Raw genomic sequence first — 14,310 nt, 5'->3', positions numbered from 1 at the left:
AAAAATGAATTTAAATAAAAGAGATTTACCTTTCTCTCAACTATGGAATATCAGTTTTGGATTTTTCGGAGTTCAGATTGCTTATTCTTTGCAAAGTGCCAATATCAGTAGGATTTTTGCAACTTTGGGTGCAGATCCGCATAACCTCAGTTACTTCTGGATTTTACCACCTTTGATGGGAATGCTTGTCCAGCCAATTGTTGGCGTAATGAGTGATAAAACTTGGACGAAATTGGGGCGTAGAGTTCCTTATTTATTGATTGGTTCTATCATTTCGGTGATTGTAATGTGTTTACTTCCCAATGCAGGAAGCTTCAAACTAGCAGTTTCTGCAGCAATGATTTTTGGATTGATTGCATTGATGCTTTTGGACACGTCCATCAATATGGCAATGCAGCCATTCAAAATGATGGTGGGAGATATGGTAAACGAGAAACAGAAAGGAAAAGCTTATTCTATCCAGAGTTTCCTATGTAATGCAGGAAGTTTAGTTGGTTATCTTTTCCCGATTATTTTTACTTGGATTGGGATTTCAAATGTCGCAGATTCGGGTGTAGTGCCAGATTCTGTGATTTACTCTTTCTATGTAGGAGCAGCAATCCTTATTGGTTGTGTGTTGTACACGATTTTCAAAGTCAAAGAAATGCCTCCGAAAGAATATGCCGAATTCCACGGAATAGAAGGCGCTCCTGAAACTAAAAAATCAACCAATGTTTTCCAGTTATTAGCAAAAGCGCCATCAGCATTTTGGTCGGTAGGTTTAGTTCAGTTTTTCAGCTGGGCGGCGTTTATGTATATGTGGACTTACACCAATGCAGGAATTGCCGAAACAGTTTGGAATACAACAGATGTCAAATCCGCAGCATATCAGGAAGCAGGCAACTGGGTTGGTGTTGTGTTTGCAGTTCAGGCCATTGGTTCTTTGATTTGGGCTTTGGTGATTCCTCAGTTTAAGTCTTATAAAATGGCTTATTTTGTTAGTTTAATTTTAGGTGCAGTTGGTTTTATCTCAACAATGTTTATTCACGACCAATATCTGCTTTTCGTTCCTTATTTATTGATTGGATGTGCTTGGGCAGCTATTTTAGCTTTACCATTTACATTATTGACCAACGCTTTGAAGGGAAATAATATGGGCGCTTATCTAGGATTATTCAATGGAACGATTTGTTTGCCTCAGATTGTTGCAGCAGTTTTAGGCGGTGTTATATTTAAAACTATCGCGATGGAAAGTTCTATTGCAATGTTGGGAATCGCTGGAGCATTGCTTGTTTTAGGTGCATTCAGTGTTTTTATTATTAAGGATAAGAAAACAATTGATTAATTATAAGACCAAAATTATCACAAAAGATAAATTTAAAATCCACCAATTTCGGTGGATTTTTTTGTTTTTCTTATAATTGACTCTATAATATAAACATTTTTTAGATTGTTTTTAAATGATTTATATGGGTTAGATAATTTTTTATGCATCATTTTATAGTCTTAATTTTGATGTAGTTTTTTAAAGTAAAATACAATCCGATTAAAAAAAATTAGTAAAATGGAAAACCATGAACTTACCCGATTTGGAAATTTCAAATTACCGTTCCGTCTTATTCCAGCGATAATTTCCTTTGCAACTTTTGTTATTATTTTATTGATTCCTCATCCAGAATCGCTTACAAGCAAAGCATGGTTGATGCTGGCAATTTTTGTTGCATCTATTGTTGCTATTATTACCAAGACTTCTTCCGTGGGCGTTGTGTCTGTTATTGGGATGTGTCTTGTTGCGGTTCTCAGAGCTTCTACGCCGGTAAAGGGACCAGATGGAGAATTGGTTCCCGTTGGAGTAAAAGAGGCGATTCAAGCCACTCTTGCAAGTTTTTCAAATGATCTTATATGGCTTATTGTGATCGCGGTGATTCTTTCCCGGGGGATTATCAAAACGCACTTAGGCGAAAGAATTGGCTATTTTTTCATTACTCTTTTTGGAAAACGTTCCTTGGGGATTGGTTATGCGCTTGCTTTTTGCGAAACTATTTTAGCTCCTCTTACGCCTAGTAATACAGCCCGAGGTGGTGCTATTATCCATCCAATAATGAAATCTATTGCGCTTGCTTTTGGTAGTGATCCCGAAACAAAAACTGAAAATAAAATAGGAAAATATTTAGCTTTGGTTAATTATCACGCTAATCCTATTTCCTCTGCGATGTTTGTCACTGCAACAGCGCCTAATCCACTTGCTTTGGAATATATTAATCAGGTGGCAGGAACCTCGTTTCATCTTACTTGGGGAACTTGGGCACTTTCCCTCTTTCTACCTGCTTTTGTTGCCATGATGTTGATGCCTTTGGTTTTATACAAAATTTTCCCACCAGAAATTAAAGTAACGCCAGATGCGCAAAAATTTGCCAAATCCAAAATGCATGATTTAGGACCTATTTCTCTTAACGAAAAAATCATGATTAGCATCTTTATCCTTTTGCTTTTGCTGTGGGCAGACGTTCCTGGGATGCTGTTGGGAAGCATGTTTTCTTTCAATCCAACGACAGTTGCTTTAATTGGTTTAACGTTACTAATTCTTACGGGGATTCTCACTTGGGATGAGATTTTGGCTCAAAAAAGTGCTTGGGATACGCTAATTTGGTTTGGTGCGCTTGTTATGATGGCAGGAGAACTCAACAAGCATGGGGTTATTTCTTGGTTTTCGGATAGTTTTCAGGGTTGGCTAATTACCATGCATCTTAATAGTTTAGCCGTGTTTTTTATTTTAGTGTTGGTGTTTTTGTACTCACATTACTTTTTTGCCAGCACAACAGCCCACGTATCGGCCATGTTTTTAGCATTTTTAATGGTAGGAGTAAAAGTGGTAGAACCTGCTTTACTTATTCCATTTTATTTGATGATGGCAGGTGCTTCTACGTTGATGATGAGTTTAACCCACTATGCAACGGGAACCTCGCCAATAATTTTCGGTAGCGGTTTTGTAAGCATGGGAGAATGGTGGAAAGCTGGTTTCATCATGAGTGTTGTTAACATGATCGTATTTACAGTTGTTGGATTTTTGTGGTGGAAAGTCTTAGGGTACTATTAAATTGATTTTTTTGTTTTCTATTTTTAATTTTCATGATTTGATCTAATGATTGATGAACTTTTAGACATCGTAATTTCTCAAGCTTCCACAAATTGAAAATCAATACTTTATGACTGTTTTTTATTTTAATGAATATCGTATAAAAATCAAAATTTTGTAAATTTTTGATAGTGTTAAAAAGAATTTTTCATGAAAACATCAAGATTTATTGAAATTAGTTTATACATTTGTACCGTTCAAAACAAACAGATGCATAACTCAATAATTATTATTGTCATTCTTGTCATTATCGGATTCCGGTGGTGAGTGATGGCTTGTGATAGTTTTTGAAATTGAAATAATACAGACCATTCTCATCACGAGGATGGTTTTTTTATTTAAAAACAAAATATTTAATAAAATATAAAACCGATACAAAATGTATTACAATGACGACAGTGTTCTCTTCTTTGATGGGGAATATATGAAAGCAAAAGAAGCCAAGACCGACTTGTATGGTCAATCGTTACACTACGGATATGCTGTTTTCGAAGGAATTAAATCTTACAAAACAGCCAATGGAACTAAGATTTTCAAAGCAGAGGAACATTATGACAGATTAAGAAAATCTGCCGAAACAATGATGATGCCTTTCGATTATTCTACCGAAGAAATGGTGGAAGAAACCTACAAGCTTTTGGAAATTAATAATTTAAGTAACGCATACATTCGTCCATTGGTCATTTGTTCTCCAAATATGGCTTTATCAAAAGGTCAAAAAAGTTATCTCGTAATCGAAGTTTGGAATTGGGACAACGGTTATATGGCCAACAAAATGAGAATTATGACGTCGTCATTTGAACGTCCAAACCCGAAAGCGTTTAAAGTAGAAGCAAAAGTAAGCGGTCATTATGTTAACTCCATTTTGGCTTGTCAGGAAGCGAAAGATAAAGGTTTTGATGAAGCATTGGTTTTGGATGCCGATGGAAATGTAGCAGAAAGTTCAGGAGCCAATATCTTCTTCGAAAAAGGTGGAAAACTTTTCACACCGGCAAAAGGTAGCATACTTCCCGGAATTACCAGAGCTACAGTTTTTGAAATCTGCGAAAATCTTGGAATTCCTTACGAAGAAAAATTCTTCAATCCTGAAGAAATGCACGGCGCAGATGCAGGATTTTTCTGTGGAACAGCAGCTGAAATTGTAGCATTGGATTCTTTGGATAACATTTCTTTCAAACTGAATTGGGAAGAAAGTTTATCATCAAAAATTCAGACAGCTTATCGCCATCTCGTGTTAGAAGAAGATTACTCTTATTTAAAATCAGACTTACAATATGTGTAACGTAGAACTTAATAAATATTCCAAAACACTCACGAAAGACCCGACTCAACCTGCAACTCAGGCGATGTTTTATGGGATTGGATTTCAAAAAGAAGATTTCGACAAAGCACAGATTGGAATTGCAAGTATGGGCTACGACGGAAATACTTGTAATATGCACCTAAATGGTTTGGCTGAAATTGTAAAAAAAGGAGTCAAGGAACAAAACTTAGTTGGATTAATGTTCCATACCATCGGAATCAGTGACGGAATGACCAACGGAACCGACGGAATGCGTTATTCACTTGTCAGTCGCGACATCATTGCAGATTCCATCGAAGCGGTTTGTGCGGGACAATATTACGATGGATTAATTACAGTTCCGGGTTGTGACAAAAATATGCCTGGTTCTCTGATGGCGATGGCGCGTCTTGACCGACCTTCGATAATGGTTTATGGAGGAAGTATTGCACCTGGACATTACAAAGGTGAAGATTTGAATATCGTTTCTGCTTTCGAAGCGCTAGGAAACAAAATTGCAGGTAAAATTTCTGAAGAAGATTTTCAAGGTGTGATTCAAAATTCCTGTCCAAGCGCAGGCGCGTGTGGAGGTATGTATACAGCTAATACAATGGCTTCTGCAATTGAAGCTCTGGGAATGAGCTTGCCTTATTCTTCATCATATCCCGCACTTAGTAAAGAGAAAAAAGAAGAATGTCAGTTTGCAGGTCATTACGTTAAAATTCTTCTCGAAAAAAATATCAAACCATCTGATATTATGACGCCAAAAGCTTTCGAAAATGCTTTAAGACTGATTATGATTTTGGGTGGAAGTACCAATGCAGTTCTTCATTTTATTGCCATTGCAAAATCCATCGGATACGATTTGACTTTGGATGATTTCCAAAAAATCAGTGATGAAACACCATTTTTAGCCGACCTTAAACCAAGCGGAAAATACTTGATGGAAGACCTTCACAAAGTAGGTGGAGTTCCTGCGGTAATGAAATATTTGTTGGATTTAGGCTTGCTTCACGGCGATTGTTTAACGGTTACCGGAAAAACCATTGCGGAAAACTTAGAACACGTGACTTCAATTATCGACAGACAGCAAAATATCATTCACGATATCAAAAATCCAATCAAAGAAACCGGTCACATCAGAATTATGTACGGAAATCTTGCAGAAAAAGGTTCTGTTGCAAAAATTACAGGAAAAGAAGGCGCATATTTCAAAGGTACAGCAATAGTTTTTGACGGCGAAAAAGAATTTATCAAAGGCATCGAAGACAAAAAAATTCAGGAAGGAAATGTTGTGGTTATTAAAAACGAAGGTCCAAAAGGCGCACCCGGAATGCCGGAAATGTTGAAACCAACTTCTGCTTTGATGGGTTCAGGTTTAGGTAAAAATGTTGCCTTGATTACAGACGGAAGATTCTCAGGAGGAACACACGGTTTCGTCGTTGGTCATATAACACCTGAAGCTTTTTCCGGAGGATTGATTGGATTAATTAAAGATGGCGACGTGATTGAATTGGATGCCGAAAAAAATACTATCAACGCATTGTTGTCACACGAAGAAATTACTAAAAGAAAAGCCGAGTTCCAACAACCCGAATACAAAGTGAAAAGTGGCGTGTTGTACAAATACGCCAAATCTGTGGCAGACGCCTCACAAGGTTGTGTAACCGATTTATAATTAAAAAGTAAAATTGAAAATAATATGAGTACGCTTGAAGTAAAGGAAAATAAAGATGCAGAACAGCAGAAAGCGGTAGAAATCTCCGGTTCAAAAGCTGTTTTAGAAGCTCTGTTACAGGAAAATGTTGATACGATTTTCGGTTATCCCGGTGGAGCAATTATGCCGATTTATGATGCATTGTATGACTATTCCGAAAAACTGAAACATATTTTGGTTCGTCACGAGCAAGGTGCGATTCACGCTGCGCAGGGATTTGCGAGAACTTCCGGAAAAACCGGAGTTGTATTTGCAACCAGTGGTCCTGGTGCAACCAATTTGGTAACAGGTTTGGCAGATGCGATGATAGACAGCAACCCGATTGTCTGTATTACAGGTCAGGTTTTTGCCTCGCTTTTGGGAACCGATGCTTTTCAGGAAACTGATGTTATCAATATTACAACACCAGTTACAAAATGGAATTATCAGGTTACCGATGCAACAGAAATTCCCGAAGCTATTGCGAAAGCTTTTCATATTGCAAGCACAGGTCGTCCAGGCCCGGTTTTAATTGATATTACCAAAAATGCTCAATTACAATTATTCGAATATTTAGGCTATAAAAAGTGTAATCATATTAGAAGTTATCGTCCGGAACCAGAAATCCGAAACGAATATATCGAGCAAGCCGCAGTATTGATTAATCAGGCAAAAAAACCATTTGTTCTGTTTGGACAAGGTGTGATTCTAGGAAAAGCCGAGGAAGAGTTCAAAGCTTTTATTGAAAAAGTTAATCTTCCTGCTGGAGCTACAGTAATGGGGTTGAGTGCGCTTCCAACCAATCACAAGCTACACGTCGGAATGTTGGGAATGCACGGTAATTATGCACCAAACGTAATGACCAACGAATGCGATGTCTTGATTGCTGTAGGAATGCGTTTCGATGACAGAGTTACAGGTCGTTTGGACAAATATGCGAAACAAGCAAAAATAATTCATCTTGATATTGACCCTGCCGAAATCGATAAAAATGTGAAGACGACAGTTCCTGTTTGGGGAAATTGTAAGAAAACTTTACCAATGTTGACGGCACTTCTTAAAGAAAATGACCATTCAGCTTGGTTGGAAAAATTCCGAGAATTAGAAAAAGAAGAAATCAAAGAAGTCATTCAAAATGAACTTAATCCAACAACCGATGTAATGACAATGGGAGAGGTTATCAAAGTTCTAAATGAATTGACAAATGGCGACGCCATCATCACAACCGATGTCGGTCAGCATCAAATGGTTGCTTGTCGATATGCGAATTTCAATAACTCTAAATCCAGCGTAACATCAGGAGGATTGGGAACAATGGGATTTGGTTTGCCTGCAGCGATTGGAGCTTGGTATGGCGCACCTGAAAAAACGGTTGTCGCAATTATTGGTGATGGCGGATTTCAAATGACATTGCAGGAATTGGGAACGATTATGCAGTTTGGAGCAAAGGTTAAAATTTTGATTCTCAATAACGAATTCCTTGGGATGGTAAGACAATGGCAGCAGTTGTTCCACGACAGACGTTACTCTTTTGTGAACATTACAAGTCCTGATTTCGTAGCAGTTGCAAAAGGTTATTACATCGACGGACAAAAAATATCTGAAAGAAAAGACCTGAAGACTGCTTTGGAGACAATGATAAATCACGATGGCGCTTATCTTTTGGAAGTAATGGTTGGGAAAGAAAATAACGTTTTTCCAATGGTAGCACAAGGAACTTCGGTTTCAGAAATCAGACTTAAATAAAAGAAGAAAATGGAAAAACAAGAATTTACCATCACATTATACACAGAAAATTCGGTTGGATTAATCGGCAGAATTTCAGGGATTTTTTCACGAAGAAAAATCAATATCGAGAGTTTGAATACATCTCCTTCTGAGGTGGAAGGTATTCACAGATTCACAATTCTTATTAATGAAACCGAAGAGGTTGTAAGAAAACTTTGCAGTCAATTAGAAAAACAAATTGATATTCTGAAAGCTTATTTCAATACCGATGATGAGATTGTCTGGCAGGAACAGGCACTTTACAAAGTGCCTACAAAAGTAGTAACAGAAAAAGTTTACGTAGAACGTTTACTCCGCCAATATGGTGCATCTACGGTTGTTATTCGGGAAGATTATATTGTTTTTGAAACAGCAGGACATCGTGAAGAAATCGACCGATTAACAGAAGAACTCAACAAATACGGACTCATCGAATTTGTCCGTGGAGCAAGAATCGCAATCATTAAAAACAGCGCAGGAATCCACGAAAAAGTCCTTGAATTTGAAAAAAGAGAACCTTCTCCCGAAATTGTGGAAAACGAATACCTCGACAAACGCGACGATGTCTTCACAATGTAATTTTCAAATTCAAAATTCAAAATTCAAAATCAAAAACAATATTAATCACTAAAAAGTTAAGTAATACTTTTTACTTCATACTTTTTACTTTTTACTTAAAAATATGGCAAATTATTTCAATACCTTATCACTCAGAGACCAGTTGCATCAGTTAGGACAGGCGGAATTTATGGACAGTTCAGAGTTTTCTGATGGCGTTTCTGCGTTGAGAGGAAAGAAAATCGTGGTTGTAGGATGCGGAGCTCAAGGTCTGAATCAGGGTCTGAATCTTAGAGACAGCGGATTGGATGTTTCCTACGCATTACGTCAGGAAGCAATCGATCAAAAGAGAGATTCCTGGAAAAACGCAACCGAAAATAATTTCAAAGTCGGAACTTATGAAGAGCTCATTCCTACAGCAGATTTGGTGATTAATTTAACGCCCGACAAACAACATACTTCTGTGATTAATGCGGTTCAACCATTAATGAAACAGGGTGCGACCTTATCTTATTCTCACGGGTTTAATATTGTTGAAGAAGGGATGCAAATCCGTAAAGATTTGACGGTAATTATGGTGGCACCAAAATGCCCGGGTTCAGAAGTTAGAGCCGAATATCTTCGTGGTTTCGGTGTTCCCACGCTTATTGCCGTTCACCCAGAAAATGATCCTCAGGGAAAAGGCTGGGCAGAAGCAAAAGCCTACTGCGTGGGAACGGGTGGTCACAAAGCGGGTGTTTTGAAATCTTCTTTCGTTGCAGAAGTTAAATCAGATTTGATGGGAGAGCAAACTATTTTGTGCGGACTTTTACAAACGGGTTCTATTCTTTCATTCGATAAAATGGTAGAAAAAGGTATTGATGCAGGTTACGCTTCCAAGTTGGTTCAATACGGTGTTGAGGTCATCACAGAAGCCTTGAAACACGGCGGTGTAAGTGGAATGTTGGACAGACTTTCCAATCCTGCAAAACTAAAAGCATTTGAACTTTCAGAGGAATTGAAAGACATTATGCGTCCACTTTTCCAAAAACATCAGGATGATATTATCTCGGGAGAATTCTCCAAAACAATGATGGAAGACTGGGCAAATGGCGACGCAAACTTATTGAAATGGAGAGCAGAAACAGGTGAAACCGCTTTCGAAAAAACGCCTGCAGGTGATGTGAAAATCGATGAACAGGAATATTTTGACAATTATCTTTTGATGTCGGCGTTCATCCGAGCGGGCGTTGAATTGGCTTTCGAAACAATGGTTGAAGCTGGAATTAAACCAGAATCTGCTTACTATGAATCTCTTCACGAAACGCCTTTGATTGCCAACACCATCGCAAGAAAAAAACTGTTTGAGATGAATCGTGTAATTTCTGACACGGCAGAATACGGCTGTTATCTTTTCGACCAAGCTTGCAAACCTTTGTTGGCAGATTTTATGAAATCGGTGGATACAGAATTGGTTGGAAAAGATTTTAATGAAGGCAAAGACGCTTCGGTTGACAATGCTCAATTGGTTCACGTGAACGATGTTTTGAGAAATCATCCGGTAGAAATTGTTGGCAGAAAACTTCGTCAGGCAATGACGGCGATGAAATCCATCAAAACAGTTTAAAATAATAATGATTTGGGCAACTTAATCCGCCTTCCGCTCCCAATCTTTTCACTCCACTTCGTTGCGTAAAAAGGATTTCCGCTCAAGTCGGGTTGCAGATTCAGTGTAAAAGAAAAGTTGTCCAAAAATTCAAATTTTGTCATTCCATAGAAAACCTAGCGAATTGGTTTATAAATGCTGAGTTTCCTGCGGAATGACAAATTGAATGTTTATTCTTTGCAGAGCGAAGCGCCTTTATCTCAATACATTTATTGATTTTAAAGGAATCGATGAATCTTTGATTTGTGAACCTTAAAATATTTTCAATAAGATTATAAAAACCTTTGCGCCCTTTGCGTTCAAAATTGATTCAAAAAATAAAAATGTCAACCCCAATCATCCAAATTTCAAACCTCAATTTCCAATATAACAAACCAATATTGGAAAATTTAAACTGGGAAATATCTTCCGGAGAATGTTGGATGTTAGGCGGATTGAGCGGAAGCGGAAAAACAACTTTAGCCAAAATTATTTCTGGAGAAATCAAGAATTTCGAAGGGAAAGTTGAGGTCAATTTTAATGAAAATTCAGAATTGCCAAAGAAAGTTTTGTATGTTTCCAATTGGTTTCAATTCAGAAACCTCGAAGGCGACCGCAATTTTTATTATCAGCAACGATATAATCAATTTGCCAAAAATGATACACTAACTGTTTTTGCAGAACTGATTCATTTTGGAAAAGAAGAAAATCTGGATTTACGACTATTAGAATTGTATTTAGAACCTTTTGGATTTGAAAATTTTAAAAATCAGCAATTAATAGAATTGTCGAGTGGCGAACACAAGAAATTGCAATTACTGAAAGCACTTTGGTTAAAACCTCAAGTTTTGATTATAGACCAGCCTTACACAGGTTTAGATGTCAAATCGAGACAGTTTTTGAATCAGGCTTTTGATGATTTGATTCAGGAAAATGTCACTTTGATTTTAATTAATAATGATGAGGAATTTCCTGAAAGTATTCAGTATTTTGTTGAAATAGAAAATGGAAAATTAGTTCATAGAAATTCTCCAAAAGACTTTTCAAAAGGCGAAGAAAGAATTCCGAAATCGCTTCCTTTTTTCTTGCAAAATAATCAGAAAAACGAACAGGAAAGTCTTATCAAACTGGAAAATATCAATATTTCTTATGGTGAAAAGAAAGTCTTGAAAAACATCGATTGGAAAGTTAATTCCGGAGAACAATGGCTCTTGCAAGGACATAACGGTTCGGGAAAATCTACATTGTTGAGTTTGTTAAATGGCGACCATCCGCAAGCTTATGCCAATGAAATTCATCTTTTCGGACAAAAGCGGGGAAGTGGTGAAAGTATTTGGGATATCAAAGAAAAAATCGGAATGATTTCGCCCGAATTGCATTGGTATTTTGATATGAATGCGAATGTTGGACAAACCATTGCTTCCGGTTTTTTTGATTCGATGAGTTTGTATCAGAAACTAAGTTTTGACCAGCAACAAAAGTTGGAACAGATTCTATATTTCTTCGATTTAAAAGATGATAAAAACAAAAAGTTGAGCACACTTCCTTTAGGAAAACAACGTTTGGCTTTGCTTGCAAGAACATTGATTAAAAAACCAAAACTCCTGATTCTGGATGAACCTTGTCAGGGAATGGATAATGAGCAGACTAAATATTTTAATCAAGTTATTGATGATTTGGCAAGTCAGGGGCAATCGTTGATTTATGTTGGACATTTTGAATCTCAATTACCAAAAAAACTCAGTCACAAACTCGTTCTGGAAAACGGAACAACAAGAATTAAAGAAATGATTTGACCACAAATCGTAGATTCGACGAAGTCAAAAGGCACAAAAGTTTTTTTAAGCTTTAAAAAGATGTGTTTAAAGTTCACAAAAAGAATGTCGAAAATGATGAACATTTTGTGAGCTTCTTATTTTCAACTATTTAAACTTTAAGAAAAATAATATCTTTTGTGACTTTTGTGGTTTTAAAAAATAAAAATTATAAATGAAGATGAACGAAACGCTTATATTTCCAACCTTGGAAGCGGTTAAAGAAGCCCGAAAAAGTATAGAAAATGTCGTGAATTACACGCCTTTGCAATACAATGCGAGATTATCAGAAAAATTTGGAGCGAATATTTTCCTCAAAAGAGAGGATTTACAACCTGTAAGGTCTTACAAATTACGAGGCGCTTACAATAAAATCAAAAGTCTGTTCAATGAAGAAAAAGTTTCGCAAGGAATTGTTTGTGCCAGTGCGGGAAATCACGCGCAAGGTGTGGCTTTTTCCTGTAAACAACTCCAAATCAAAGGAACGATTTTTATGCCCGTGACGACTCCAAAACAAAAGTTGGAACAAGTAGAAATGTTTGGCGGAAAATTTGCCGAAATCAAGTTGGTTGGGGATACTTTTGATGCTTCAAAAAACGCGGCTTTGGAGTTTGCAAAAACTTCGGGAGCGGCTTTTATTCATCCTTTTGATGATGTTCAGATTATCGAAGGACAGGCAACTTTAGCTTTGGAAATTTTAGAACAACAAAAAGAAACTATTGATTTTGTTTTCGTTCCGATTGGCGGTGGCGGCTTGGCTTCTGGAATTTCAACAGTTTTTAAAGAATTGTCGAAAGAGACTCAATTAATTGGAGTTGAGCCAAAAGGTGCGCCTTCTATGAGAACTTCCATCGATAATAATCTTAATACAGAGCTTTCAGAAGTCGATGGTTTTGTTGACGGAGCGGCGGTGAAAAGGGTAGGAGATTTGACTTTTGAGATTTGTAAAAATTCACTTGCAGATTGTATTCCTGTGGATGAAGGGAAAATTTGTGACACGATTCTTCAATTATATAACAAAGATGCAATTGTTTTGGAACCAGCTGGGGCTTTATCTATTTCGGCTTTGGAACAATATCGAAATCAGATTAAAGGGAAAAACGTGGTTTGCATTGTAAGTGGTAGCAACAATGACATTACGAGAATGGAAGAAATCAAAGAGCGTGCTTTGCTTTACAATGGTTTGAAACATTATTTTATGGTGAAATTTCCGCAGCGTCCTGGTTCTTTGAAAGATTTTGTTCTCAATGTTTTAGGCGAAAATGACGACATTACGCATTTTGAATACACTAAAAAAAATTCACGGGAAACCGCTTTGGCAATCGTCGGAATTGAGCTTTCCAATATTTCTGATTTCAATGGTTTGAAACAGAGAATGCAAAACCTCGGTTATTTTGAATCTTATCTCAATGATAACCCTGATGTGCTAAGTATGCTTGTTTAAAATAAATTTTAACGAAGTTAAAAATCCTTGTGCCTTAAAAACTCCAGATTAACTAATAAATCTTTGTGCCTTTGTGTTAAAATATTTCTAACTCCGACACTCGTCGGAGTTTCTCGTTCTTACCGTATATCAATGCATAAGGATTTTGAAAGTTGGAAATTTGTGTTAATAAAAAAGCCTAAATTTTAAAATCAATTAAAATGAAAACAGTATATCATAAATCCGACAGCAGAGGTTACGCTAATCACGGTTGGTTGAAGAGTCATCATTCTTTTAGTTTTGCTAATTATCATAATCCAGAAAAAGTACATTTCGGCGTTCTTAGAGTGTTGAATGACGATTATGTAGAAGGCGGAATGGGATTCGGGAGACATCCGCACCGCGATATGGAAATTATTTCGATTCCTTTGGAAGGCGAATTGAGACACGGCGATAATATGGGGAATTCTGGAATCATCAAAAAAGGAGACATTCAAGTAATGTCTGCGGGTACTGGAATTATGCACAGTGAAGAAAATGCAACTGAGCTACCAGTAAAGTTTCTACAAATTTGGATTATCCCAAACAAAACAGATGTGACGCCAAGATATGACCAAATCAACATTGAGGAAAACTCAGTCAAAAATGATTTTCAGCAGATTCTTTCACCAAATCAAGATGATGCAGGCGTTTGGATTCATCAGGATGCTTGGTTCAACTTAGCAAGATTTGATAAAGGATTTTCCAAAGAATATAAAATGAAAAAAGAAGGAAACGGAGTCTATGTTTTCGTTATCAAAGGAAAAGCAAAAATTGGTGACCAAATCCTTAATGACAGAGACGGTTTCGGGATTTGGGATACAGAAAGTTTCGTATTGGAAGCTGAAGAAAATTCAGAAATATTATTGATGGAAGTTCCAATGGTGTTACCGAAATAAAAACTTTTTAATAAATTTTTAAGAAAAATACATTAAAATAGGTATAAGATTTGTCCTCAAAAAAACTTAAATTTGGCACTTTAAAAAGTAAAA

General features: G+C 36.8%; 10 protein-coding genes. All 10 read left to right on the top strand.

Annotation, left to right across the window (positions count from 1 at the left end; genetic code table 11):
- The first annotated feature begins 4 nt into the window (after positions 1-4).
- The 10 genes from RTY06_RS00605 to RTY06_RS00560 all read left to right on the top strand — a co-directional run bounded on the left by RTY06_RS00605 (position 5) and on the right by RTY06_RS00560 (position 14,217).
- Positions 5-1,324 carry an MFS transporter gene (locus RTY06_RS00605; RefSeq protein ID WP_312822031.1) on the top strand — a complete coding sequence of 440 codons (1,320 nt, stop codon included), beginning with the start codon at positions 5-7 and terminating at the stop codon, positions 1,322-1,324.
- Between the two features lie 219 nt (positions 1,325-1,543).
- Positions 1,544-3,076, top strand: coding sequence for a DASS family sodium-coupled anion symporter (locus RTY06_RS00600; RefSeq protein ID WP_312822029.1), 1,533 nt, complete (start codon positions 1,544-1,546; stop codon positions 3,074-3,076).
- A 418-nt stretch (positions 3,077-3,494) separates the two neighbouring features.
- The gene (ilvE, locus tag RTY06_RS00595) at positions 3,495-4,397 is read left to right on the top strand and encodes a branched-chain-amino-acid transaminase (RefSeq protein ID WP_312822027.1); all 903 of its coding nucleotides are present in this window, start codon (positions 3,495-3,497) and stop codon (positions 4,395-4,397) included.
- Complete coding sequence (gene ilvD / locus RTY06_RS00590) at positions 4,390-6,075, top strand: dihydroxy-acid dehydratase (RefSeq protein WP_312822025.1); 1,686 nt, start codon at positions 4,390-4,392, stop codon at positions 6,073-6,075. Before ilvE ends, ilvD begins: the two co-directional genes overlap by 8 nt.
- Before the next feature lie 24 nt (positions 6,076-6,099).
- Positions 6,100-7,839 (top strand): biosynthetic-type acetolactate synthase large subunit, encoded by a 1,740-nt coding sequence (ilvB, locus tag RTY06_RS00585; RefSeq protein ID WP_312822023.1) that lies wholly within the window; start codon positions 6,100-6,102, stop codon positions 7,837-7,839.
- Positions 7,840-7,848: 9 nt separating this feature from the next.
- Complete coding sequence (ilvN, locus tag RTY06_RS00580; RefSeq protein WP_312822021.1) at positions 7,849-8,439, top strand: acetolactate synthase small subunit; 591 nt, start codon at positions 7,849-7,851, stop codon at positions 8,437-8,439.
- 103 nt (positions 8,440-8,542) lie between these two features.
- Positions 8,543-10,024: a ketol-acid reductoisomerase gene (gene ilvC, locus RTY06_RS00575; protein ID WP_312822019.1), complete on the top strand. Its 1,482-nt coding sequence runs from the start codon at positions 8,543-8,545 to the stop codon at positions 10,022-10,024.
- Between the two features lie 362 nt (positions 10,025-10,386).
- Entirely contained in the window at positions 10,387-11,838 is a 1,452-nt protein-coding gene (locus RTY06_RS00570; RefSeq protein ID WP_312822017.1) for an ATP-binding cassette domain-containing protein, read from the top strand.
- A 193-nt stretch (positions 11,839-12,031) separates the two neighbouring features.
- On the top strand, positions 12,032-13,300 hold the full coding sequence (ilvA, locus tag RTY06_RS00565; RefSeq protein ID WP_312822015.1) for a threonine ammonia-lyase IlvA: 1,269 nt from the start codon (positions 12,032-12,034) through the stop codon (positions 13,298-13,300).
- Positions 13,301-13,500: 200 nt separating this feature from the next.
- On the top strand, positions 13,501-14,217 hold the full coding sequence (locus RTY06_RS00560) for a pirin family protein (RefSeq protein ID WP_312822013.1): 717 nt from the start codon (positions 13,501-13,503) through the stop codon (positions 14,215-14,217).
- Positions 14,218-14,310: the final 93 nt, after the last annotated feature.

The sequence above is a fragment of the Epilithonimonas sp. genome (assembly GCF_032055105.1).
Taxonomy (GTDB): Bacteria; Bacteroidota; Bacteroidia; order Flavobacteriales; family Weeksellaceae; genus Epilithonimonas.
This window is presented reverse-complemented; position numbering and strand designations above follow the sequence as displayed.

Bases quoted from the DNA above. Each gene is read 5' to 3' on its own strand.
- ilvN (WP_312822021.1), top strand. From the start codon at position 7,849: ATGGAAAAACAAGAATTTACCATCACATTATACACAGAAAATTCGGTT.
- ilvB (WP_312822023.1), top strand. From the start codon at position 6,100: ATGAGTACGCTTGAAGTAAAGGAAAATAAAGATGCAGAACAGCAGAAA.
- ilvD (WP_312822025.1), top strand. From the start codon at position 4,390: ATGTGTAACGTAGAACTTAATAAATATTCCAAAACACTCACGAAAGAC.
- ilvE (WP_312822027.1), top strand. From the start codon at position 3,495: ATGTATTACAATGACGACAGTGTTCTCTTCTTTGATGGGGAATATATG.
- RTY06_RS00600 (WP_312822029.1), top strand. From the start codon at position 1,544: ATGGAAAACCATGAACTTACCCGATTTGGAAATTTCAAATTACCGTTC.
- RTY06_RS00570 (WP_312822017.1), top strand. From the start codon at position 10,387: ATGTCAACCCCAATCATCCAAATTTCAAACCTCAATTTCCAATATAAC.
- ilvC (WP_312822019.1), top strand. From the start codon at position 8,543: ATGGCAAATTATTTCAATACCTTATCACTCAGAGACCAGTTGCATCAG.
- RTY06_RS00560 (WP_312822013.1), top strand. From the start codon at position 13,501: ATGAAAACAGTATATCATAAATCCGACAGCAGAGGTTACGCTAATCAC.
- ilvA (WP_312822015.1), top strand. From the start codon at position 12,032: ATGAAGATGAACGAAACGCTTATATTTCCAACCTTGGAAGCGGTTAAA.
- RTY06_RS00605 (WP_312822031.1), top strand. From the start codon at position 5: ATGAATTTAAATAAAAGAGATTTACCTTTCTCTCAACTATGGAATATC.